The organism is Rhodoferax sp. XS2R6, assembly GCF_056521365.1.
In genome coordinates, this window is sequence record NZ_JBWMAY010000001.1 from 1,174,555 (window position 1) to 1,195,820 (window position 21,266).

A 21,266-nucleotide genomic window follows, 5' to 3' on the forward strand; every position below is an offset into this window, starting at 1 on the left:
GAGACATTCTAGGCAGCCCCATGGCCGAAACTGAGGCGTGAGGGCAATTTTGCGCCGGGCCGCGGCGCGAGGAGGCTAGCCTTTAAGGGCGCGCTCCAATTCCCGGGCCACTTTGCTGCCAACGGCTTCCTGGATCTTGGGCAACAGGATCAGCAAATCGTCAAACCCGGCGGCAGCTTCCACCGACAGGTTCAGGCGAAAGCCACGCAAACCCAAGCTGGCAGTTAGCTTGGTGGCAATAGGTTTGGCATCGGCATACCGCTCTTGGGGCGTGCGGTTACTGGGGGGTTGGGCGGCATCCTCAGCCTGCTGCACAGCCTCTGCCGAGGCCACAGGGCCAGGCACAGCTGCAGAGCCGGCAACCAAGGCCAAGAAGCCCTGCTCCACCATGTGATCTACATCCTCTGCCGTCACCCCCATGCCGCCCGTGGCGGCCAGGACCTGGTCTAGCGTCTTGTTACCGTCGAACAAGATGAAGGTGGACCGCTGGCGTGCAGAAAAGAGCGGCGAGCGTTCTTTGAACGCCTGCTGCCCTGCTTCTGTTTTGATGTATTTCATGCGGGCATTTTAGGGCGAGCACCCTGCCCTGGCAGCGTTTTCATGCTGCCTGCAACATCACGTTAACCCTACTATTTGGCTTCACTGGCCGCTGCGGCAGGCGCAGGTGCGGCAACGGGGGCCGATGCAGCCGCCGCAGGCGCCTCGGTGTGCAGGGCTTCTGCGCCATGCTTTTCACCACCCATGTCGATGTCACCGCCCTTGCTCAAGATAAACAGCGCCAAACCTGCAAATACGGCAAAACCCACAGCAATTTTCCACATACCACTTCTTTCAAAAAAAAGGCCCCCACAAGGAGAGCCTGGAAATTGCCCCGACCAACTTGGCCGGGGCGTTAACTCAAATTGACTCGACTCGCTTAGTCGTTGGCGTAGATGTCCACGTCCTTGGTTTCCTTGACGAACAAGCCGCCAATCACCACGGTCGCAGCCGCAATGATGATGGGGTACCACAGGCCGTTGTACATGTTGCCGGTCTGGGCCACGATGGCGAAAGCCGTAGTGGGCAGCAAGCCGCCGAACCAACCGTTACCAATGTGGTAAGGCAAGCTCATGGAGGTGTAACGGATGCGGGTCGGGAACATTTCCACCAGCATGGCTGCAATAGGACCGTACACCATGGTCACCAGAATCACCAGGTAGGTGAGGATGATGACAACCTTGACCTTGTCGAACTTGGCCATGTCAGCCTTGGCAGGGTAGCCAGCGGTCTTCAGTGCTTCGTTCAGGTTCTTGTTGAACTCGGCAGCCTTGGCAGCGCCTTCTTCCTTGGTCAAACCCTTGGAGGTGTAACCGGTGATGACGGTAGCGCCCACAGCAATGCTTGCAGGAGTGCCAGCAGCAGCCACAGCATTGTCATAACTCACCGAACGGCTGGCCAAACCTTGCTTGGCGATATCGCACGAGCTGGTGAACTTCACGGTACCAGTGGGGTTGAACTGGAACGAGCACTCGGCTGGATCCGCAGTCACCACCACCTTGTTGGCAGCTTGTGCAGCAGCCAGGTCAGGGTTGGCAGCTTTAGTCAGCGCTTCGAACACGGGGAAGTAGGTCAACGCAGCCAACAAGCAGCCAGCCAAGATGATGGGCTTGCGGCCAATCTTGTCAGACAGCGAGCCGAACAAGATGAAGAACGGTGTGCCGATGATCAGGGAGATAGCCACCATGATGTTGGCGGTTGCACCGTCCACCTTGAGCGCTTGCGTCAGGAAGAACAGGGCATAGAACTGGCCGGAGTACCAAACTACGGCTTGACCAGCGGTCAAACCGACCAGGGCCAAGATCACGATCTTCAGGTTTTTCCACTGGCCGAAGGATTCGGACAAAGGAGCCTTGGAGGTCTTGCCTTCCGCCTTCATCTTGGCGAAAGCGGGCGACTCGTTCATGCTCAAACGGATGTAAACCGACACGGCCAACAACAGAATGGACACGATGAACGGCACGCGCCAGCCCCAATCGGCAAACGCAGCTTCACCAATGATGGTGCGGGTACCCAGAATCACCATCAAGGACAGGAACAAGCCCAAAGTGGCTGTGGTCTGAATCCAGGAGGTGTAGGCACCACGCTTGCCGTGGGGAGCATGCTCCGCCACGTAGGTAGCAGCGCCGCCGTACTCACCACCCAGTGCCAAGCCTTGCAGCAAACGCAGGATGATCAAGATGACGGGAGCCGCCACACCAATGGAGGCGTAGGTAGGCAAGATACCCACGATGAACGTGGACAAACCCATGATCAGAATGGTCACCAGGAAGGTGTACTTGCGACCGATCATGTCGCCCAGACGGCCGAAGAAAATGGCACCGAAGGGACGCACGATGAAACCTGCAGCAAACGCCAGCAAGGCAAAGATGAAGGCGGAGCCTTCGTCCAGACCGCTGAAGAACTGCTTGGCAATGATGGCTGCCAAAGAACCGTACAGGTAGAAGTCGTACCACTCAAAAACGGTGCCGAGTGAGGAAGCGAAGATAACTTTCTTCTCTTCCGCAGACATCGGCCGTGGGGCTGCTGTTGCCATAGTGTGTGTCTCCAATCGTTGTAGCACCTCCGACATGGAGGTTGACCGTATTCTTGGAGGGGGCACTGACCCTGCTCTGACACGAAACCAACGCTGGCTTGCGCGAAACTGACTCGCCTCTGACGGTTTAAGGTCTAACCCTTAAACGCCATTTCACATGACGACAACTCAGGCTGAGCGCAAGGGTATACCCGATGGCCAGCCTTGCACGCGGTTCCAGCGCGTGTCAGCGTCGCTGCCTACCAAGCTGGCGTCGCCCTCCAGGTAGGCGCGCAGCATGGGCAGCGCATCCAGCCCCCAAAACACTTTGCCATCCACCTCGAAACTGGGCACACCAAACACCTCACGCGCAATCGCCTCCTCGGCATGGGTTTTGAGTTGGGCCTTCACGGCATCGCTACCCGGGTCTTGCACGGGCGCTAGGTCTTGGGCAACTGTGGCCAGGCGTTGTGCATCACCCGCATCGGCCCCGCCCACCCACACGTGGCGGAACAGGGTTTCACAGACATAACGGTTGGGCTGGCCCTGCGCATCGGTGGCCACGGCTAGGCGCAACAAGCCCAGCGGGTTGAAGGGGTGCACCGCCGGAAAGTCCAGCGCCACACCGTTGCGCTGGGCCAGCCACTGCACATGGCGGTAAATCCAATGGCGCTTGGGCGGCACCTCGGCCGGGCCCAGCACCGCGTTGTGTTTGAGCAGGCCACCCAGAAACACAGGCTTGTAGTGCACTTGGTAGCTCAGGCCCTGCAGTGCGCGTGGCAGTTCTTCAAACGCCAGGTAGGCGTAGGGCGAGATGAAGTCCAGGTAGAAGGTGATCTGGTGCATGGCGGGCCTCGGACGGCAGAAGGTTCAGGCAAAGGCCTCGGGGTGGGTTTCGCGCAGGCGCTGCGTGATGTGGCCCCACATCACTGTCTTGCCCGCATCGTCGCTACGGCCCCATTCGCGGATCTCGTCGATGGTGCGGAAGCAGCCCTCGCACAGTCCACTACCGGTGTTCATGCGGCAGACATTGACACAAGGACTAGGCACGTTTTCGGCCACAGCGCCCACAGATAATGCGCGAGCAGCTAGCATTTTCATAGCATTTTGACGCACCAGCAGGTCCAGCTCGCTCTCGGCGTCCGGCGCCTCCACCACGTCCGCCACCGGTGCGCCGGTGAGCGCCACCAAGTGCTGCGGGTGCAGCTTGAACACCCCATGCGGGTGGCCGGCTGCCGCCCACACCTCGTCAAAACGAAACAGCTCCTGGTCAATCAGCGTGACACCCGGCATGGCATGCGCCACCGGGCTCACCCCACCGATGCTGAAGCCGGTGCGCTCTTTCACGAAGGCTGCATTGGCCCGGCCCAACGGCCCTACCAGCGCCGCCACCTTGGCCTCGTCCACACGGCGATCGCCGGAGGTGACGACCAGCACCGCCACACCGTCCTCAATGCGCTTGAAGATGATGCTCTTGGCAATCTGGCCCACGGCCACGCCCAGCGCATCGGCGGCCTGCTGCGCGGTGCGCGCAGCGCCGTCCAGCATCACCGGGCCATGGGGGTGATTTTTCTCTTGCAGCACAGCCGCAACGCGCTGCACGCCTTCAGGTAACTCAGTCAATTCAGCTCCACACATCGTGTTGTTTATCCCAGTCGCTTGGTCAGTAGCGCATTGGCCGCGCGGGAATGCGGCTTGCGCTGCAGGAAGTCGCTGATGAACTTGCCCGCGTCGATGAGCTTGTCCAGGTCAATGCCGGTCTCGATACCCATACCGTGCAGCAGGTAGACCACGTCCTCTGTCGCCACATTGCCCGTGGCGCCCTTGGCATACGGGCAGCCGCCCAGGCCGGCCGACGAGGTGTCGTAATGCCAGATGCCCATCTCCAGGCAGGCCAGCGTGTTGGCCAGTGCCATGCCATAGGTGTCGTGGAAGTGGCCCGACACTTCGTCCACGCTGTAGTACTGCAGCGTGGCGTCCAGCGCGCGCTGCACCTTGAGCGGCGTGCCCACGCCAATGGTGTCGGCCACGCCCACATGCTCTACGCCAATGTCCTTCATGAGTCGCGCCACCAGCGCCACACGTTCGGGCGCAATCTCCCCCTCATACGGGCAGCCCACGGCACACGAGATGGCGCCGCGCACCGCAATGCCCGCTGCCTTGGCCGCCTGCGCCACGGGGCGGAAGCGCTCAATGCTTTCTTCAATCGAGCAGTTGATGTTCTTCTGGCTGAAGGCCTCGCTGGCCGCGCCAAACACCACGATCTCGTCGGGCTTGGACAGCACCGCCGCCTCGTAGCCCTTCATGTTGGGCGTCAGCACCGAGTAGCGCACGCCGGGCTTGCGCTGGATGCCCGCCATCACCTCGGCGTTGTCGGCCATCTGCGGCACCCACTTGGGGCTGACAAAGCTGGTGACCTCAATCTCCTTGAGGCCCGCGTCCTGCAGGCGGTGCACCAGTTCCACCTTGACGGCGGCCGGTACAGGCTCCTTTTCGTTCTGCAGGCCGTCGCGCGGGCCCACATCGATGATTTTGACTTTGCTGGGAATGGCCATGGTGTGTCTTTCGTCTTGTTTCGGCGCCTTGCGGCTCAGTAGCCGCGCGCCGCATCCACGCGGCCCGCGACGGCGTCACCGCGCTGCAGCGCGCCAATCTTGCTGGCGATCTGCGCAATGCTTTCGCTGCGCAGCGTGCGGGCGGAGGTATGGGGGGTCACGGTGATCTTGGGGTGGTTCCAGAAGGCATGGCCTTGCGGCAGTGGCTCCACGCGGAACACATCCAGCGTGGCACCGGCCAGGTGGCCGTTGGCTATGGCGGCCAGCAGATCGGCATCCACCACATGGGCGCCACGCGCCACGTTGATGACATAACCACCCAGACGGATCTTGGCCAGGCGCTGGGCATTCAGCAGGTTTTCAGTGTCGGGGGTAAGCGGCAGCAGGCACACCACAAAACGGCTAGCCGCCAAAAAGGCGTCCAACTGGTCTTCGCCCGCAAAGCTCTGGATGCCGGGCACGGCCTTGGGCGAACGGCTCCAGCCATTCACGGGAAAGTCGAACTGCGCCACCGCCTTGGCCACACGCTCGCCCAGCACCCCCAGACCCAGCACGCCCACGGGATAGTCCACGCGGCTGCGCGGCTTGCGGAAGGACCACTTGCCCTGGCCCATGTCGGCCTCGTACCCATCGAGTTCACGGAAGTGGCGAATGATGGCGTGGCACACGTACTCCGCCATCTGCACCGACATGCCTGCATCGTCCAGGCGGATCACGGGCACGCCTTTCGGCAGGTTCAGCTTCATGAGCGCATCCACGCCCGCGCCAGTGTTGAAGATGGCTTTCAGGCCAGCCTGCTCGTCCAGCAGTTGCTGAGGCGGTTTCCACACCACGGCGAAATCTGCCTGCGGCGCGCCGGGCTCCCACAGGGTGACCGAGGCACCGGGCAAGGCCGCTTGCAGGCCGGGAATCCAGGAGGCCGCATCCATGTCGGCCGAGTAGTAGGTAACGTTCAAAGAAGGCATGGGGGGATTTTCGCCGCTTTGCAAAGCCCCTCCGTGGCCCCGGCTCAGGCGGCCACGTCCAGGCGCAGCAGTTCGGCCCCCTCGGTCACCTGGTCGCCGGGCGCAAACAGCAGTTCGGCCACGGTGCCGTCAGCCGGCGCGGCAATGGTGTGCTCCATCTTCATGGCTTCCATCACGGCCAGCGCCTGGCCCTTGGTCACCGCGTCACCCGCCTTCACGGCAAACGACACCACCTTGCCCGGCATGGGCGCCGTCAGGCGGCCACCCTCGGCATGGGTTTCTCCGGCATGGGCCAGCGCGTCAATTGCTACGATTTGTATAGCACCTTGCGCAGTGAATACGTGGTCTACATCGCCATTTCGATAAATATTGGCCACGACACGCTGCGCTCCCAGCTGCAGGTCCAATGCGCCATGGGCGTCTACAGCCCATTGCAACGGCAGGGTTTGCCCCGCCACGGCCAGTGTGTAGCTGCCGCGCACCGTGGTCAGCACCGCGGTGTGGGACTGTCCGGCGTATTCCATTGCAAACCCACGCACCGAGGGGCCATGCGAGCGCCAGCCGTCGCGCTGCGCCCAGGGGTCACGCCAGCCCGCCGCATCGGTCTGCGCGCCGTGGTCCCGTTCGGACTGCAGCGTGTGCGCGACCAGGGCGGCGGCGGCCAGCGGCAGGCCCAGCTTGTCCTGGTGAAAGAGTGCCGCGGCTTCGCGCGGAATCAGCGCCGTGTCCAGATTCGCCTGGGCAAACGACGCGCTGGTGGTCACATGGCGCAAAAACTGCACATTGGTCGCCAGCCCCACGATATGGGTTTGCGCCAGCGCCGCATCCATGCGCGCCAAAGCTTCCTCACGTGTGGAGCCGTGCACGATGAGCTTGGCCACCATGGAGTCGTAGAAGGGGCTGATGGTGTCGCCCTGGCGCACACCGGAATCCACGCGTGTGCCATGGCTGGCGCGCTCAAACGTCACATGCGCGGGCAGGCCGTAGACCTGCAGCGTGCCGGTGGCAGGCAGGAAGTTGTTGTCGGGGTTCTCGGCACAGATGCGCGCCTCAATCGCGTGGCCCTGGATCTTGAGCTCGTGCTGTTGCAGCGGCAGCAGCTCGCCCGATGCCACGCGCAGTTGCCACTCCACCAGGTCTTGCCCGGTGATGGCTTCGGTCACCGGGTGCTCCACCTGCAGGCGCGTGTTCATCTCCATGAAGAAGAAGGTCATGCTGCCATCGGGCTTTTGCTCGACGATGAATTCGACAGTACCGGCGCCCACGTAATTCACCGCACGGGCTGCAGCCACCGCCGCCTCGCCCATCTGCTGGCGGAAGGCTTCGGTCATGCCGGGCGCGGGCGCCTCTTCCAGCACTTTCTGGTGGCGGCGCTGCACCGAGCAGTCGCGCTCGAACAGGTACACGTAGTTGCCCAACGTGTCGCCAAACACCTGGATCTCGATATGGCGCGGGCGCTGCACATACTTCTCGATCAGCACCGCATCATCGCCAAAGCTATTGATGGCCTCGCGCTTGCAAGACGCCAGCGCGGCCGCAAAGTCCTCAGCCTTGTCTACCGCGCGCATGCCCTTGCCGCCACCGCCGGCGCTGGCCTTGATCAGCACGGGGTAGCCAATGCGGTCCGCCTCGCGCTGCAGCAGCGCGGGGTCTTGGTCCTTGCCGTGGTAGCCAGGCACCAGCGGCACGCCCGCTTTTTCCATGAGCTGCTTGGACTCGGCCTTCAGCCCCATGGCCAGAATGGCCGATGCGGGCGGGCCGATGAACACCAGCCCCGCCTGGGCGCATGCCTGGGCGAACTCTTCGTTCTCGCTCAGGAAACCGTAACCGGGGTGGATGGCCTGCGCACCGGTGGCCTGCGCCGCGGCAATGATTTTTTCCCAGCGCAGGTAGCTGTCCTTGGGCGCGCTGCCGCCAATGTGCACGGCTTCGTCACAGGCGGCCACGTGTTTGGCAGAGGCATCCGCATCGGAATACACGGCGACGGTTTTGATGGCCATACGCGCTGCGGTGGCCGCAACTCTGCAGGCAATTTCTCCACGATTGGCGATCAGAATTTTGGTGAACATATTGATTTCCTCGGGAACTCAGACCAGCCAGTTCGGCTTGCGTTTTTGCAGGAAGGACTGCACACCCTCCTTGCCTTCGCTGCTGCTGCGGATATCGGCAATGCCTTCCACCGTGTGGGCCATCAGCGCGCCATCAATCTCGCGCGCCGCCACGGTCTGCACCAGCTCCTTGCAGCTGCGCACGGCATTCGGGCTGGCGTTGACCAGGGCCTTGACCAGCTCGGCCACCTTGGCGTCCAGCTGCTCGGCCGGCACCACCTCGTGCACAAAGCCGATGCGGTGCGCCTCCTGCGCGCTGAAGCGCTCCGCCGTCAAAAAGTAGCGGTGCGCGGCACGCGCGCCCATGGCGCGAATCACATAGGGACTGATGGTGGCGGGGATCAAGCCCAGCTTCACCTCGCTCAGGCAAAAGCCTGCCGTGTCCACGGCCACCGCCATGTCGCAAGCCGCTACCAGGCCCATGCCACCGGCCACCACATCGCCCTGGATGCGCGCGATGGTGGGCTTGGGGCAGGCGTACATCACGCGCAGCATCTCGGCCAGCTTGGCGGCATCCGCCAGGTTCTCGGCACGCGTGTAGTCGGCCATGCGGCGCATCCAGTTCAGGTCGGCACCCGCGCAGAAGGCCGGCCCCTCGGCCGCCAGCACCACGGCGCGCGTCTCGGCACTCGCTGCGGCGGTCTGGAAGGCCTGGGTTAGCTCGGTTATTACCTCGTCGTTGAAGGCGTTGCGCACCTCGGGGCGGTTCAGCGTGATGGTGAGCAGCGCGCCGGTGTGGGTCAGGGTCAAAGCAGTCATGGCCAGCCCCTCACATGCGGAAGACACCGAACTTGGTGTCTTCAATAGGAGCGTTCAATGCCGCACTCAGGCCCAGGGCCAGCACGCGGCGCGTGTCGGCAGGGTCAATCACGCCGTCGTCCCACAGGCGGGCGCTGGCGTAGTAGGGGTGGCCTTGTTCGTCGTACTGGCGGCGGATCGGCGCCTTGAAGGCTTCTTCCTCGTCCGCACTCCAGGCGCCGCCCTTGCCCTCGATGCCATCGCGCTTGACGGTGGCCAGCACGCTGGCCGCCTGCTCGCCGCCCATGACGCTGATGCGCGCGTTGGGCCACATCCACAAAAAGCGCGGGCTGTAGGCGCGGCCGCACATGCCGTAGTTGCCGGCGCCAAAGCTGCCGCCGATGATGATGGTGAACTTGGGCACCGCAGCGGTGGCCACGGCCGTCACCATCTTGGCGCCGTTGCGCGCAATGCCTTCGTTCTCGTACTTGCGGCCCACCATGAAGCCGGTGATGTTCTGAAGGAAGACCAGCGGAATCTTGCGCTGGCAGCACAGCTCGATGAAGTGCGCGCCCTTGAGGGCCGATTCGCTGAACAGGATGCCGTTGTTGGCGATGATGCCCACGGCCATGCCTTCGATGTGCGCAAAGCCGGTCACCAGCGTGGCGCCGTAACGCGGCTTGAACTCGTGGAACTCGCTGCCATCCACGATGCGGGCGATGATTTCGCGCACGTCAAACGGCTTGCGCGTGTCGGTGGGGATCACGCCGTACAACTCTTCCGCTACATATTTAGGAGCTGCTAGCGCAAGCGTGGCGAGGGCTGGAGGCTTCTTTTTATTCAAATGTGCGACCGCCTGGCGGGCCAGGGCAATCGCGTGCAGGTCATTCTGCGCCAGGTGGTCGGCCACGCCGGAGAGGCGCGTGTGCACATCGCCACCACCCAGGTCTTCCGCCGTCACCACCTCGCCCGTGGCCGCCTTCACCAGCGGCGGGCCGCCCAGGAAGATGGTGCCCTGGTTCTTCACGATGATGGTCTCGTCGCTCATGGCCGGCACATAGGCGCCACCGGCGGTGCAGCTGCCCATGACCACGGCAATCTGCGCAATGCCCTGGGCGCTCATGTTGGCCTGGTTGAAGAAGATGCGGCCAAAGTGGTCACGGTCGGGAAACACCTCGTCCTGGTTGGGCAAGTTGGCGCCGCCGCTGTCCACCAGGTAGATGCAGGTCAGGTTGTTTTGCGCTGCGATCTCCTGTGCGCGCAAATGCTTTTTGACCGACAACGGGTAGTAGGTGCCGCCCTTCACGGTGGCGTCGTTGCAGACGATCATGCAGTCCACCCCGCTGACACGGCCAATGCCCGCCACGATGCCGGCGCCGGGCGCGGCGTTGTCGTACACATTGAGCGCGGCCAGGGGCGCCAGCTCCAGAAACGGGGTGCCGGGGTCCAGCAGCATGGCCACGCGGTCGCGCGGGAGCAGCTTGCCGCGGGCCACATGTTTGGCACGGGCCGCCTCGCCTCCGCCTTCTGCAATGCGGGCCACCTGGGCCTGCAGGTCGTCCACCAGGGCGCGCATGGCGCTGGCGTTGGCGGCAAAGTCGGCCGAGCGGGGGTTGAGCTGGGATTCCAGAATCGTCATGGGCGCATCCGGTCAGGGGTTGGACAGTCAGCAGGCATTGTGCGTCCACCACCTGCCGGGCGGGACGCCACCGAGGTTGCAAATCCTGCCACAGCTGGCGCATTTTTTGGCACACTGGGGGAATGCCGCACCCCAGCCCCATTGCCGCCACGCCCATGGCCTTTGTCCAAGCTATCGTGGCCGCCTACGCGCGCTATGGGCAGGACCCATCCAGCGCCCTGGCGCAGGCACAGATTGCGCCAGAGCAGGTACTGCAGGACCAGGCCCGCATCACCGCCTGGCAGATGGAGCGCATCTCGGACCTGGCCATGCGCGAGCTGGACGACGAGGCACTGGGCTGGTTCAGCCGCCGCCTGCCCTGGGGCAGCTACGGCATGCTGGCCCGCGCCTCCATCAGCGCGCCCACGCTGGCGCTGGCCGTGACACGCTGGTGCCGCCACCACGGTCTGATCACCGACGACATCACCCTCACGCTGCAAACCAGCGGCAGCACGGCCAGCATCAGCATTGCCGAGCACCGGGAGTTGGGCGAGCGGGGCGCGCTGCGCGAGTTCTGCCTGGTCTCGGTGCTGCGCAACATCCATGGCCTGGCCTGCTGGCTGGTGGACTCTCGCATTCCGCTCTTGCAGGCGCAGTTTCCGTTTGCGGCGCCGGCGCACGCCGAGGCCTACCAGGTACTGTTTTCGGGCCCCACCCGCTTCGGGCAAGCGCAGGCTGCTATTACTTTTGATGCGCAGTACCTGCAGCTGCCGCTGCGGCGCGACGAAAAAGCGTTGCAGCAAATGCTGCAGCACGCCCTGCCCTTGACGGTGCTGCAGTACCGGCGCGACCGCCTGCTGGTGCAGCGCGTACGCCAGCTGCTGGGCGCCCAGCCACAGGACACGCACGGCGCCGAGGCACTGGCTGCGCTGCTGCACGTGTCGCCACGCACCCTGCACCGCCAGCTCAAAGAGGAAGGTGCCACGCTGCAGGCCCTGAAAGACGAGGTGCGCCAAAGCCGCGCCACCGAGCTGCTGCTGCGCACCCAGCGCCCCGTCAAGCAGGTAGCCGAGGCGGCGGGCTTTCAGAACGAGAAGAGTTTTATCCGCGCCTTCAAGGGCTGGACCGGCCGGTCCCCGGCCGAGTTCCGCCGCAGCGCCACGCCGCTGGCGTGATTTGTGGCCTTGTTGGCGCACGCTGCGCCCGCGCCCTTCATAGACTAGGCCCATGATCACCATTGACGACGCCACCACCATAGGCCAAGCCTTTTTTGCGGCCTGCACGCGCTACGCCCCCCACAGCCTGCTGGCCGTGCCTGCCAACCCGGTACGTGCCTACGACCCCGAGGGCCGCGAGATCACGTATGCCGAGGCCGCCGACACGGTGCGTGGCTTGATGGTGCAGTATCGCGCCGCTGGCTACGGCCTGGGCCACCGCGTGGGCCTGTTTCTGGAGAGCCGGCCGGAACACATGCTGCACAAGCTGGCCCTCAACAGCCTGGGTGTGTGCTGCGTGCCCATCAACCCCGACTACCGCCCGCGCGAGCTGGCCTACCTGATCGACCATGCGCGTGTGGACTCGGTCGTGGTGTTAGCCAGCCGCCTGGAGACCGTGCAGGCGGCACTCGCCCTGACCCAGCACCAGCCCCCAGTGCGCACGCTGGAGGCGCTGCCACACGAAGCCTTGCCAGCCCCTGCAACACCCGCGCAGGCCGGAGAACCGGTGGGCGACACGCCAGCCAGCATCCTCTACACCTCGGGCACCACGGGCCAACCCAAGGGCTGCGTGCTGTCCCACACCTACGAGCTGGCCGCCGGCCACTGGTACGCCCACCAAGGCGGGCTGGGCGCAGTGCGTGAAGGGCAAGAGCGCCTCTACAACCCGCTGCCGCTGTTCCATGTGAACGCGTCCATCTTGTCCTTCTATTGCATGCTGCTCAGCGGTGGCTGCCAGGTGCAGACCGACCGCTTCCAGCCCAGCCGCTGGTGGGCCGAGGTGGTGCAAAGCCGCGCCACCATCGTGCACTATCTGGGCGTGGTGGTGCCCATGCTGCTGAACCAGCCCCAGAGCCCACTGGAGCGCGCCCACTGCGTGCGCTTTGGCTATGGCGCCGGCGTGGAGCCGCAACTGCATGCCGTGTTTGAGGCCCGCTACGGTTTCCCGCTGCTGGAGCTATGGGGCATGACCGAGATGGTGCGCCCGCTGTGCGACTGCCAGGCGCCTCGCCAAGTGGGCACCCGCGCCTTTGGCCGCGCCCGCCCCGGGCTGGACGCCTGCGTGATGGACGAGGCGGGCCAGGTGCTGACAGATGGCACGCCCGGCGAGCTCGTCATCCGCCACAGCGCGGCCACCCCACGGCGCCATTTTTTCAGCGGCTACCTGGACAACCCCGAGGCCACGGCGGATGCCTGGCGCGGCGGCTGGTTCCACACCGGTGACGTGGTGGTGCGCGGGGCCGACGGCATGTTCCATTTCATGGACCGGCGCAAGAACATCATCCGCCGCTCCGGCGAAAACATTGCTGCGGCCGAGGTGGAGGCCCTGCTGCTGACGCACCCGCTGGTGGCTAATGCGGCCGTGATGGCGCTGCCGGACGATGTGCGTGAAGAAGAGGTACTGGCCTGCGTGGTGCTCAAGCAAGGCGCAGAGAGCGCTGACACGGCACGCGCGCTGTTCGACTTTTGCCACCAGCAACTGGCCTATTACAAGGCGCCGGGCTGGCTCTGGTTTGCGCCCGAAATTCCCACCACCGGCACGCAGAAGATCCAGAAGCACCGCATCTTCCCCGAAGGCAGCGACCCGCGCACCCTGCCCGGCATGCACGACCTGCGCGCGTTCAAGAAACGTTGAGGAATACCGCGATGATTGTTTTGCACCACTGCGTCAGTGCACGCTCCCTGCGGCCCCTGTGGCTGCTGGAGGAGCTGGGCCTGCCCTACGACCTGCGCATGCTGCCGTTTCCGCCCCGCGCGCTGGCGCGTGACTACCTGCAGGAGAACCCGCTGGGCACAGTGCCACTGCTGGTGGACGGCCCCACGCGTATGACCGAGTCCGCCGCCATGTGCCAGTACCTGGCGGCACGCCACAGCGCTGGCCAACTGGATGTGCCGGTAGACGACACGGCCTATGGGGTCTACCTGAACTGGCTGCACATGAGCGACGCCACGCTCACCTTCCCGCAAACCCTGGTGCTGCGCTACACCCACTTCGAACCACCGGAGCGCCTGCAGCCGCAGGTAGCCGCGGACTACGCGCGCTGGTTTCTGGCGCGCCTGCGCGCGGTGGATGGCGCGCTGCAGAACGCAAAGTATCTGTGTGCAGATCGATTTACCGCAGCCGATGTGGCCGTGGGTTATGCGCTGCTGCTGGCGCAGCACCTGGGCCTGTCGGCGCAGTTTCCACCCGCCGTGGCTGCCTACTGGCAACACCTGCAGGCGCGCCCGGCCTACCAGCGCGCGCTGCGGGTACAGCAGCAAGCGGCACTGGACCAGGGCGTGCCGACCACGCCCTCGCCCGACATCCGGCCCTAGGCGGGCTGGCGCAGGTCCGCGCCCAGCAGGCAGGCGTGCAGGGCGTCCATGTGCGTGAACACCTGGTGGGCACCGGCTTGGATGAGCGCATCGCCTTGACCCGCTGGCGCATAGGCAAACACCGTGGCGCCTGCGGCTACGCCGGCGGTAATGCCTGTCACCGTGTCCTCCACCACGGCACAGCGGCTGGCGGGCACACCCAAGGCCTGCGCCGCAGCGAGGTAGACATCGGGATGCGGTTTGGAGCGAGGCATCTCGTGCCCGCTGAACACGCGCCCGTCAAAGTAGGTCCACAGGCCCACCTTCTGCAGCTGCATTTCCACCTTGGCCCGGTCGGCCCCCGAGGCGCAGGCAATGCGCCCCTGCACACTGGCATGCACGGCCGCCACCGCGGCTACCGCACCGTCAATGGCAGCCACCTCAGCATCCAGCGCCACGTTGCGGCGCAGGCGGAATTCGGCCATCCATTCGGGTGTGAGCGGCTTGCCGGTCTCCGCCTCGATGCGGGCGCGCTCGTCGATCACCGCCTTGCCCACAAAAATGTCCATGCACTCTTGCACGCTCAGCCGCCAGCCCTGCTCGGCCAGCATGTCGCGCAGCACGCCATTGGTAATCGGCTCGCTGTCCACCAGCACACCATCGCAGTCAAACAACACGGCATCAAATTTCACAGAGCATCTCCATCGACATACAGCCAGTGGCCGTTCTCCAAGACAAAGCGGCTGCGTTCGTGCAGGCGCACGGCGGGGCCCGCCAGCGGCTTTTGGCGTGCCACAAACTCGACTTCGGCATGGGAGGCATCGGTCACCGTGTGGCGGCGCACCTCCAGCCCCAGCCATTTCACGCCGGGCTCAAACTCCATGCTGGGCGGGCGGTGGCTGGCGTGCCAGGTGCGCAGCAGGTAGGACTCGCGCTCCAACGCAAACGCACTGTAGCGGCTTCGCATCAGGCTTTCGGCGTCGGGCGCGGGGGTGTCGGTCTCCAGCCAGCGACCGCAGCAAGCGCCGTAAGCGAGGGGTTTCTTCTGGTGCAGCCTGCCGCAGGGGCAGGCGGAATTTATCTCACAACGTTTCATGCCCACCATCATGCCTTGGCGGCGCGGCGGGCTTTCTGCTGGTCCAGCGTTTCGGTCGGGCCGCCGGCCTGCACCCAACCCTCCCAGCCACCGTCCATATGGGCCACATTGGTCATGCCCATGTCCTGCAGCGCCTTGGCGGCCAGTGCGCTGCGCCAGCCCAGGCCACAAAACAGGATGAACTCCTTGTGCTCGTCGGCAAACAGCTTCTTGTGGTACGGCGAGTCGGGATCCACCCAGAATTCGAGCATGCCGCGTGGCGCATGGAAGGCACCCAGCGCCGTGCCCGCATCCAGCTCGCGGATATCGCGGATGTCCACCAGCTGCACCCGCGGACTCTGCAACTTGGCCAGCACTTCGGCCACGCTGTAGGTGGTGACCTGCGCCATGGCAGTGTCCACCAGGGCACGGAATCCTTTGGTAATGGGCATGAAAATCTCCTTCAGTTCAGGCGTTGAGCACCAGCGAACCCTGCACCGTGGCGGCGCCGGAGCGCACCAGGTCCTGCACCAACTGGCCGGCCGCCGCTTCAAAGCTCTGCCCTGCAAAGTGCGTGGCCAGCATGGCCGCAAAGTAAGGGGTGCCACGGGCCCAGCCCAGCAGCGCGGCCATCTCCAGGCGCTGGGCTTCCAGCAGCTTGAACTTGAGCAGCACCTTGGCCGCGTACTGCAGGTGCTTGGCAGGGTTCTGCACAAAGCCGTTGAGCCGCTGGCGCGCAAACGCGATGGCTGCGGGCGCGTCGGCAAACGCAGCGCCGTGGCCGGGAATGACAGTGGCGGGGTTCAGCCACTCGATCAAATCCAGCGTGGCCGCCACTTCGTCAAACGCGCCCTCGCCATCCAGCTCCGGGAACACCACACCAAAACCGCGCTCCCACAGCGCGTCGGCCGACACCAGCGTGCGGCTCGCGGGTTCAAACAGGATGACCGAGTGCGGGTCGTGCCCCGGCGCGGCGTGCACCTGCCACATCACATCGCCCAGACGCATTTCGGTGCCCGGTTGCAGAGTCGCATTGAACCCAAAACGCGGACACTGCTGTCCCGTGGGCGTGTAACTCAACGCATGCGCATCCCACACGCGCACGTACTCGGCATGGCCGGGCGGAATATGGGTCTGCAGCGCCGGGTAGCGGGCCTGCAGCCCCGCATTGCCACCGCAGTGGTCGCTGTGCAAATGGGTGTTGAGCAGCAGGTCCAGCGGCCGGCCTTGCAGGGCAGAGTCCAGCAGCGCCAGGGTCTGGTCCGCATGGGTGCAGTAGCCGCTGTCGATCAGCGCACTGCCGCCCTCGCCCTGGATCAGGATGTTGTTGCTGGAAAGCCAGCCGCGCTCGAAAACGGTGACACCGGGAGGCAAGGTGACAGCCATGGATGCCTCAGCCCAGCGCGCGCTGGATGATGATCTTCTGCACGTCGCTCGTGCCTTCGTAAATCTGGCACACGCGCACATCGCGGTAGATGCGCTCCACCGGGAAGTCGCTCACATAGCCGTAGCCACCCAGAGTCTGGATGGCGGCGCTGCACACACGCTCCGCCATCTCGCTGGCAAACAGCTTGGCCATGGCGGCTTCTTTCAAACACGGGCGACCTGCATCGCGTAGCGCTGCGGCGTGCCAGATGAGCTGGCGCGCCGCCTCGATCTGTGTGGCGCAGTCGGCCAACCGGAAGCCCACGGCCTGGTGGTTGAAGATGGGTTGGCCAAAACTCTGGCGGTCCTTGGCGTAAGCCACGGCTACCTCAAACGCGCTGCGCGCCATGCCCACGCTTTGTGCGGCAATGCCGATGCGCCCGCCCTCCAGCCCGCCAAGGGCGATGCCATAGCCCTCGCCCTCTTTGCCGATGAGGTTTTCGGCCGGAATGCGGCAGTTGTCAAAGTTGATCTGGGCGGTGTCGCTGCTGTGCTGGCCCAGCTTGTCCTCCAGCCGCGCGACCACATAGCCGGGTGCGTTGGTGGGTACCAGAAAGGCGCTCATGCCCTTCTTGCCCGCGCCTTTGTCGGTCACGGCGATGACGATGGCCACATCGCCATGCTTGCCGCTGGTGATGAATTGCTTGACGCCGTTGATGACGTAGCTGTCGCCATCCTTCACGGCCGTGGTGCGGAGTGACGATGCATCGCTGCCCACATGCGGCTCGGTCAGGCAGAAGGCGCCCAGCAGTTGGCCCTGCGCCAGCGGCTCCAGCCATTGCGTGTACTGCTGCGCGTTTCCGTATTTCATGAGGATGGCGTTCACCGGGCAGTTGGTCACGCTGATGACCGTGCTGGTGCCGCCGTCGCCCGCGGCAATTTCTTCCAGCACCAGCGCCAGCGTCACATAGTCCAGCCCCGCGCCGCCCTGGTGCTCAGGCACGCAGATCCCATAGGCACCCAGCGCGGCCAGCCCCTGGTGGGCGGCCTTGGGAAAGGTGTGGTCCTTGTCCCACTGGGCGGCATTCGGCCAGAGTTCGGCCTGCGCAAAGGCGCGTACGGCGTCGCGCACCATTTCCTGGTCTTGGGTCAGCAGCATGGGGTTTGTCTCTCTCGGGTCGTTATGGTTTGTGGGACTTACCAGCTAGAGAAAGGCGTACCGTCCCAGCGCAGGTAGGGCACGTCGTCACAGGCCAAGCGGGCCTTGCCGGTCTTGCGCGCCGCCACGGTGGTGCGAATGGCGGCCACGCTTTCCTCGGGCAGCAAAGGCGCATCGGGGGTGCCCATGTCGGTGCGCACCCAGCCGGGGTGGATCAGCAGAAACTGGGCCTTGGGGTAGTCGGGCTGCGCGGCCACCACTGCCATGTTGAGCGCGGCCTTGCTCACGTGGTAGACCCAGGCACGGCTGCTTTGCACGGCGCCAATCTGCGCAAAGTCGCTGGTCAAAAATACGAACTGCCCGTGCGCCTCTTCCACCCAAGGCGCCACCTGCGGCAGGGCCTGCATGGCGCCCAGCACGTTGGCGTGCATCATGGAGTCAAAGGCCTGTTGCGTGGGCGGGGACTTGGCGTCTTCGGTGCTGAACACCCCGGCCACGTAATAGGCCACATCAATCTTCTCGCCGTCCAGCTGCCAGCTCAGGCCGCTGACGCTGGCAGGGTTGCTCACATCCAGCTTCATGGCCTGCGCGCCCAGGTCGCGCAGGCGCGCCAGCCCCGCCTCGTCGCGCGCAGTGGCAATCACGCGCTCACCGGCATCCAGGTACTGGCGCACCAGCTCCAGGCCAATGCCGCGCGATGCGCCTATGACAAACACTGTCTTGCTCATGTGTCCCCTTCAACGCAGGCCGCGCCCGTATTTGGAAGAAATAGCACTCTAGCCAATGCGAAATATGCGCGAGCAGCTCCTGAATTTATAGCAACTCCAGCGCCAGCGCGGTGGCTTCACCGCCGCCAATGCACAAGGTGGCTACGCCCTTCTTGAGGCCGCGCGCTTGCAGCGCATGGATCAAGGTCACCATGATGCGCGCACCGGAGGCGCCGATGGGGTGGCCCAGCGCGCAGGCGCCGCCGTTCACGTTCACCTTGTCATGCGGAATGTTCAGCTCTTTCATCAGCGCCATGGGCACCACGGCAAAGGCTTCGTTGATTTCCCACAGGTCCACGTCTTCCACCTTCCATCCGGCCTTGGCCAGCAGTTTTTGGGTGGCGCCCACGGGGGCGGTGGCAAACCAGTTGGGCTCTTGCGCGTGGGTGGTGTGCGCCACGATGCGGGCCAGCGGCTTGCAGCCCAGCTCGGCGGCGGTGCCTGCGCGCATCATCACCATGGCGGCCGCGCCGTCGTTGATGGAGCTGCTGCTGGCGGCGGTGATGGTGCCGTCTTTCTTGAACGCAGCCTTGAGCGTGGGGATCTTGTCGAGCTTGATCTTGCCGGGACCTTCGTCCACGCTGATCTGCACATCGCCCGCGCGCGTCTTCACGGTCACGGGGGTGATTTCCGCTTCAAACGCGCCACTTTTAATCGCTGCTTGCGCACGCTGCACGCTGGCGGTGGCGAAGTTGTCTTGTTGTTCGCGGGTGAAGCTGTACTTGGCGGCGCAGTCTTCGCCGAAGGTGCCCATGGAGCGGCCAGCTTCGTAGGCGTCTTCCAGGCCGTCGAGCATCATGTGGTCCATCACGCGGTCGTGGCCGATGCGGATGCCACTGCGGCCCTTGAGCAGCAGGTGTGGCGCGTTGGTCATGCTTTCCATGCCGCCAGCCACCAGCACGTCGTGGCTGCCCGCCAGCAGCATGTCGTGCGCAAACATGGCCGCGCGCATGCCGGAGCCACACATCTTGCTCAAGGTGACCGCGCCCGCGCTCTTGGGCAGGCCACCCTTGAACGCCGCCTGGCGCGCAGGTGCCTGGCCCTGACCCGCCATCAGGCAGTTGCCAAACAGCACTTCGGTCACCAGCTCCGGGCTGATGCCCGCGCGCTGCACGGCGGCCTGGATGGCGGCACCGCCCAGGTCATGGGCGGCAAGGCTGGAGAAATCGCCCTGAAAAGCCCCCATGGGGGTGCGGGCGGCGCTGACGATCACGATGGAGTCTGGCATGGTGTTCCTCGGTTGGCAGGGGTTGAACGCAATTGACGTTTACGTAAACGTCAATTGTGGCAGAAAAAACTTTACCGCGGCTTCACCTGCGGCACACACGTCTTCATGCGGGCCCGGCACCATGGGCCACATGAAAGCCTTTGCCCCTTCCATGCCGCGCCTGGCGCGCACCGCCCTCCTCGCCCTGGCCAGCGCCAGCCTCTTGGTCCCCGGCTATGCGCAAACCGCCAGCCCCAGCAGTGCGTCGCCACCGGCCATTCGCACGCTGGGCACGCCCGACTTCACACAGATCGTGCAGCGCTACGGCCCAGCCGTGGTCAACATCAGTGTCAGCGGCACGCGGCTCATTACGGCCGACAGCAAGGACAGCGGCACCAACGCCAAGGGCGCCGACAGCGAAGACCCCACCCAACTGTTCCTGCGCAAGTTCCAGGAGCAGTTTGGTGCCACCGGTGCCAGCATGCAGATCCCTGTGAGTGCGCGTGCCTCCGGCTTCATCGTCAGCGCGGATGGCTTGGTGCTCACCAATGCGCACGTGATTGCCCACGCCAGCGAAGTTACCGTCAAGCTCACCGACCGGCGTGAGTTCAAGGCCAAGGTGCTGGGCAGCGACGCCAAGACCGATGTGGCCGTGCTCAAGATTGAGGCGAGCGACCTGCCCACCGTCACCATAGGCAAACCGGCCGACCTGAGCGTGGGTGAATGGGTACTGGCCATTGGCTCCCCGTTTGGACTTGACAACACGGTGACCACCGGCGTGGTCAGTGCCAAGAGCCGTACCCTACCGGATGACTACACCGTGCCCTTCATCCAGACCGATGCGGCCATCAACCCCGGCAACTCGGGCGGCCCGTTGTTCAACGCGCGTGGCGAGGTGGTGGGCATCAACTCGCAGATCTACACCCGCAGCGGCGGCTACCAGGGCCTGAGCTTTGCCATACCGATTGACCTGGCGCAATCGGTGCAGCGCCAGATTGTGGCCACGGGCCATGCGTCGCACGGCGTACTCGGAGTTTCGGCGCAAGAGGTGACACAGGCGCTGGCCGACGCCTTCAAGCTGCCCAAGCCCATGGGCGCGCTGATCGCGGACGTGCGCGCCGACAGTGCGGCGGCCAAAGCCGGCTTGCAGTTAGGCGATGTGATTGTGGGCATTGACGGCCACACCATTGAAGCGGCCAACGACCTGCCCCTGTGGGTGGCCATGGCCGTGCCCGGCCAGCAGGTGCTGGTGGACGTGCTGCGCAACGGCAAACCCGTGCAGACCCGCGCCACCATGGACGACCCCGCATTGAGCAAACCCGTGACCAACGCGACACCCAACGTCCCCGTGCTTGCGCCCGTCGGCCTGGCTGTGCGCCCCCTGCTACCGGTGGAACAACGCGCCGCCGACGCGCGCTACGGCCTGATGATCGAAGGCGTCCAAGAAGCCGCCGACAAGGCCGGCATCGCCCCCGGTGACATTCTGCTGGCCATCAACCATGTGCCCGTTACGTCCGTGGAGCAGGCCCGCGCCCTGCTAGTGCAGGCCAAGGGGGCGGTGGCGCTGCTGATGCAGCATGGAGGAGACAAGAATTTTGTGGCGATGGCGGCCACAACAGGAAAGGCTCCCTGAGCGTCAGGCGAAACGC

General features: G+C 64.7%; 21 protein-coding genes. 4 read left to right on the forward strand and 17 right to left on the reverse strand.

Annotated elements, in window-relative coordinates:
* Positions 1 to 75 precede the first annotated feature (75 nt).
* From AC097A_RS05645 to AC097A_RS05690, 10 genes are all read right to left on the reverse strand, one after another.
* Entirely contained in the window at positions 76 to 558 is a 483-nt protein-coding gene (locus AC097A_RS05645; RefSeq protein WP_315478930.1) for a hypothetical protein, read from the reverse strand.
* Positions 559 to 629: 71 nt separating this feature from the next.
* Positions 630 to 821 carry a hypothetical protein gene (locus AC097A_RS05650; protein ID WP_105261355.1) on the reverse strand — a complete coding sequence of 64 codons (192 nt, stop codon included), beginning with the start codon at positions 819 to 821 and terminating at the stop codon, positions 630 to 632.
* Positions 822 to 916: 95 nt separating this feature from the next.
* Positions 917 to 2,572: an MFS transporter gene (locus AC097A_RS05655; RefSeq protein WP_479620075.1), complete on the reverse strand. Its 1,656-nt coding sequence runs from the start codon at positions 2,570 to 2,572 to the stop codon at positions 917 to 919.
* A gap of 168 nt (positions 2,573 to 2,740) precedes the next feature.
* Positions 2,741 to 3,397 carry a 2-hydroxychromene-2-carboxylate isomerase gene (locus AC097A_RS05660; RefSeq protein ID WP_479620076.1) on the reverse strand — a complete coding sequence of 219 codons (657 nt, stop codon included), beginning with the start codon at positions 3,395 to 3,397 and terminating at the stop codon, positions 2,741 to 2,743.
* Positions 3,398 to 3,421: 24 nt separating this feature from the next.
* Positions 3,422 to 4,174 carry a YbaK/EbsC family protein gene (locus tag AC097A_RS05665; protein WP_479620077.1) on the reverse strand — a complete coding sequence of 251 codons (753 nt, stop codon included), beginning with the start codon at positions 4,172 to 4,174 and terminating at the stop codon, positions 3,422 to 3,424.
* Between the two features lie 23 nt (positions 4,175 to 4,197).
* On the reverse strand, positions 4,198 to 5,106 hold the full coding sequence (locus tag AC097A_RS05670) for a hydroxymethylglutaryl-CoA lyase (RefSeq protein ID WP_315496057.1): 909 nt from the start codon (positions 5,104 to 5,106) through the stop codon (positions 4,198 to 4,200).
* A 35-nt stretch (positions 5,107 to 5,141) separates the two neighbouring features.
* Entirely contained in the window at positions 5,142 to 6,071 is a 930-nt protein-coding gene (locus tag AC097A_RS05675) for a 2-hydroxyacid dehydrogenase (protein ID WP_479620078.1), read from the reverse strand.
* A 44-nt stretch (positions 6,072 to 6,115) separates the two neighbouring features.
* A complete protein-coding gene (locus tag AC097A_RS05680) occupies positions 6,116 to 8,140 on the reverse strand; it encodes an acetyl/propionyl/methylcrotonyl-CoA carboxylase subunit alpha (protein WP_479620079.1) in 2,025 nt (674 codons plus the stop codon).
* Positions 8,141 to 8,158: 18 nt separating this feature from the next.
* Positions 8,159 to 8,938 (reverse strand): enoyl-CoA hydratase/isomerase family protein, encoded by a 780-nt coding sequence (locus tag AC097A_RS05685; protein WP_479620080.1) that lies wholly within the window; start codon positions 8,936 to 8,938, stop codon positions 8,159 to 8,161.
* Positions 8,939 to 8,948: 10 nt separating this feature from the next.
* Entirely contained in the window at positions 8,949 to 10,556 is a 1,608-nt protein-coding gene (locus tag AC097A_RS05690) for a carboxyl transferase domain-containing protein (RefSeq protein WP_479620081.1), read from the reverse strand.
* Between the two features lie 122 nt (positions 10,557 to 10,678).
* Between AC097A_RS05690 and AC097A_RS05695 the strand changes: the two genes are divergently transcribed.
* From AC097A_RS05695 to AC097A_RS05705, 3 genes are read left to right on the forward strand one after another with little or no spacing between them, the layout of a single operon-like run.
* Entirely contained in the window at positions 10,679 to 11,710 is a 1,032-nt protein-coding gene (locus AC097A_RS05695) for an AraC family transcriptional regulator (RefSeq protein ID WP_479620082.1), read from the forward strand.
* A gap of 52 nt (positions 11,711 to 11,762) precedes the next feature.
* Positions 11,763 to 13,385 (forward strand): AMP-binding protein, encoded by a 1,623-nt coding sequence (locus AC097A_RS05700; RefSeq protein WP_479620083.1) that lies wholly within the window; start codon positions 11,763 to 11,765, stop codon positions 13,383 to 13,385.
* A gap of 11 nt (positions 13,386 to 13,396) precedes the next feature.
* Complete coding sequence (locus tag AC097A_RS05705; RefSeq protein ID WP_479620084.1) at positions 13,397 to 14,065, forward strand: glutathione S-transferase family protein; 669 nt, start codon at positions 13,397 to 13,399, stop codon at positions 14,063 to 14,065.
* Here AC097A_RS05705 and AC097A_RS05710 read toward each other — a convergent pair.
* The 7 genes from AC097A_RS05710 to AC097A_RS05740 form a co-directional block, all read right to left on the reverse strand.
* On the reverse strand, positions 14,062 to 14,736 hold the full coding sequence (locus tag AC097A_RS05710) for an HAD family hydrolase (RefSeq protein ID WP_479620085.1): 675 nt from the start codon (positions 14,734 to 14,736) through the stop codon (positions 14,062 to 14,064). The genes AC097A_RS05705 and AC097A_RS05710 overlap by 4 nt on opposite strands.
* Positions 14,733 to 15,149: a YchJ family protein gene (locus AC097A_RS05715; RefSeq protein WP_479620203.1), complete on the reverse strand. Its 417-nt coding sequence runs from the start codon at positions 15,147 to 15,149 to the stop codon at positions 14,733 to 14,735. The genes AC097A_RS05710 and AC097A_RS05715 overlap by 4 nt, the downstream gene beginning before the upstream one ends.
* Positions 15,149 to 15,571: a rhodanese-like domain-containing protein gene (locus AC097A_RS05720; RefSeq protein ID WP_479620086.1), complete on the reverse strand. Its 423-nt coding sequence runs from the start codon at positions 15,569 to 15,571 to the stop codon at positions 15,149 to 15,151. The genes AC097A_RS05715 and AC097A_RS05720 overlap by 1 nt, the downstream gene beginning before the upstream one ends.
* A 16-nt stretch (positions 15,572 to 15,587) precedes the next feature.
* Positions 15,588 to 16,505 (reverse strand): MBL fold metallo-hydrolase, encoded by a 918-nt coding sequence (locus AC097A_RS05725; protein ID WP_479620087.1) that lies wholly within the window; start codon positions 16,503 to 16,505, stop codon positions 15,588 to 15,590.
* A 7-nt stretch (positions 16,506 to 16,512) separates the two neighbouring features.
* Positions 16,513 to 17,643 (reverse strand): acyl-CoA dehydrogenase family protein, encoded by a 1,131-nt coding sequence (locus tag AC097A_RS05730; RefSeq protein ID WP_479620088.1) that lies wholly within the window; start codon positions 17,641 to 17,643, stop codon positions 16,513 to 16,515.
* A gap of 38 nt (positions 17,644 to 17,681) precedes the next feature.
* Entirely contained in the window at positions 17,682 to 18,371 is a 690-nt protein-coding gene (locus AC097A_RS05735; protein ID WP_479620089.1) for an SDR family oxidoreductase, read from the reverse strand.
* A gap of 85 nt (positions 18,372 to 18,456) precedes the next feature.
* Positions 18,457 to 19,638: an acetyl-CoA C-acyltransferase gene (locus AC097A_RS05740; RefSeq protein ID WP_479620090.1), complete on the reverse strand. Its 1,182-nt coding sequence runs from the start codon at positions 19,636 to 19,638 to the stop codon at positions 18,457 to 18,459.
* Positions 19,639 to 19,768: 130 nt separating this feature from the next.
* Between AC097A_RS05740 and AC097A_RS05745 the strand changes: the two genes are divergently transcribed.
* Positions 19,769 to 21,250, forward strand: a complete 1,482-nt coding sequence (locus AC097A_RS05745) for a Do family serine endopeptidase (RefSeq protein WP_479620091.1) — start codon at positions 19,769 to 19,771, stop codon at positions 21,248 to 21,250.
* Positions 21,251 to 21,266 lie beyond the last annotated feature (16 nt).

Coding starts and splice junctions, on each gene's coding strand:
- AC097A_RS05735 (WP_479620089.1), bottom strand. CDS start 18,371: ATGAGCAAGACAGTGTTTGTCATAGGCGCATCGCGCGGCATTGGCCTG.
- AC097A_RS05680 (WP_479620079.1), bottom strand. CDS start 8,140: ATGTTCACCAAAATTCTGATCGCCAATCGTGGAGAAATTGCCTGCAGA.
- AC097A_RS05660 (WP_479620076.1), bottom strand. CDS start 3,397: ATGCACCAGATCACCTTCTACCTGGACTTCATCTCGCCCTACGCCTAC.
- AC097A_RS05725 (WP_479620087.1), bottom strand. CDS start 16,505: ATGGCTGTCACCTTGCCTCCCGGTGTCACCGTTTTCGAGCGCGGCTGG.
- AC097A_RS05720 (WP_479620086.1), bottom strand. CDS start 15,571: ATGCCCATTACCAAAGGATTCCGTGCCCTGGTGGACACTGCCATGGCG.
- AC097A_RS05650 (WP_105261355.1), bottom strand. CDS start 821: ATGTGGAAAATTGCTGTGGGTTTTGCCGTATTTGCAGGTTTGGCGCTG.
- AC097A_RS05740 (WP_479620090.1), bottom strand. CDS start 19,638: ATGCCAGACTCCATCGTGATCGTCAGCGCCGCCCGCACCCCCATGGGG.
- AC097A_RS05690 (WP_479620081.1), bottom strand. CDS start 10,556: ATGACGATTCTGGAATCCCAGCTCAACCCCCGCTCGGCCGACTTTGCC.
- AC097A_RS05705 (WP_479620084.1), top strand. CDS start 13,397: ATGATTGTTTTGCACCACTGCGTCAGTGCACGCTCCCTGCGGCCCCTG.
- AC097A_RS05685 (WP_479620080.1), bottom strand. CDS start 8,938: ATGACTGCTTTGACCCTGACCCACACCGGCGCGCTGCTCACCATCACG.
- AC097A_RS05745 (WP_479620091.1), top strand. CDS start 19,769: ATGAAAGCCTTTGCCCCTTCCATGCCGCGCCTGGCGCGCACCGCCCTC.
- AC097A_RS05730 (WP_479620088.1), bottom strand. CDS start 17,643: ATGCTGCTGACCCAAGACCAGGAAATGGTGCGCGACGCCGTACGCGCC.
- AC097A_RS05715 (WP_479620203.1), bottom strand. CDS start 15,149: ATGGTGGGCATGAAACGTTGTGAGATAAATTCCGCCTGCCCCTGCGGC.
- AC097A_RS05675 (WP_479620078.1), bottom strand. CDS start 6,071: ATGCCTTCTTTGAACGTTACCTACTACTCGGCCGACATGGATGCGGCC.
- AC097A_RS05655 (WP_479620075.1), bottom strand. CDS start 2,572: ATGGCAACAGCAGCCCCACGGCCGATGTCTGCGGAAGAGAAGAAAGTT.
- AC097A_RS05700 (WP_479620083.1), top strand. CDS start 11,763: ATGATCACCATTGACGACGCCACCACCATAGGCCAAGCCTTTTTTGCG.
- AC097A_RS05645 (WP_315478930.1), bottom strand. CDS start 558: ATGAAATACATCAAAACAGAAGCAGGGCAGCAGGCGTTCAAAGAACGC.
- AC097A_RS05695 (WP_479620082.1), top strand. CDS start 10,679: ATGCCGCACCCCAGCCCCATTGCCGCCACGCCCATGGCCTTTGTCCAA.
- AC097A_RS05670 (WP_315496057.1), bottom strand. CDS start 5,106: ATGGCCATTCCCAGCAAAGTCAAAATCATCGATGTGGGCCCGCGCGAC.